General features: G+C 58.2%; 1 protein-coding gene. It reads left to right on the top strand.

The features are described from left to right. Positions 1 to 256 (top strand): hypothetical protein (locus KVS69_RS19895; protein ID WP_217539901.1); only part of this gene is annotated, 256 nt, incomplete at both ends.

Raw genomic sequence — 256 nt, forward strand, 5'->3', positions numbered from 1 at the left:
GCACCGCGGTCGAGCGCGCGTCGCGCGGCTTCATGCGTGATAGCGGAGAGAGGATGGCCCAGGCGTTGAGCAACTTGCTTGCTCGCTGCGAGTTATCGCTGCCACCCGAGTCGCGAGGGGCGTTCCTCTCGGTAGGGAGTGATTATTCTGCGTTCGTGAACATTACCAACCTGCTCAGCGAGGCCGAGACTGATATTTTTATTGTCGACCCGTACCTGTACCACACGGCTATTCAGAAGTTCCTAACGACTTCCCC

This window comes from Stenotrophomonas sp. GbtcB23, from assembly GCF_019091045.1.
Taxonomy (GTDB): Bacteria; Pseudomonadota; Gammaproteobacteria; order Xanthomonadales; family Xanthomonadaceae; genus Stenotrophomonas; species Stenotrophomonas rhizophila_A.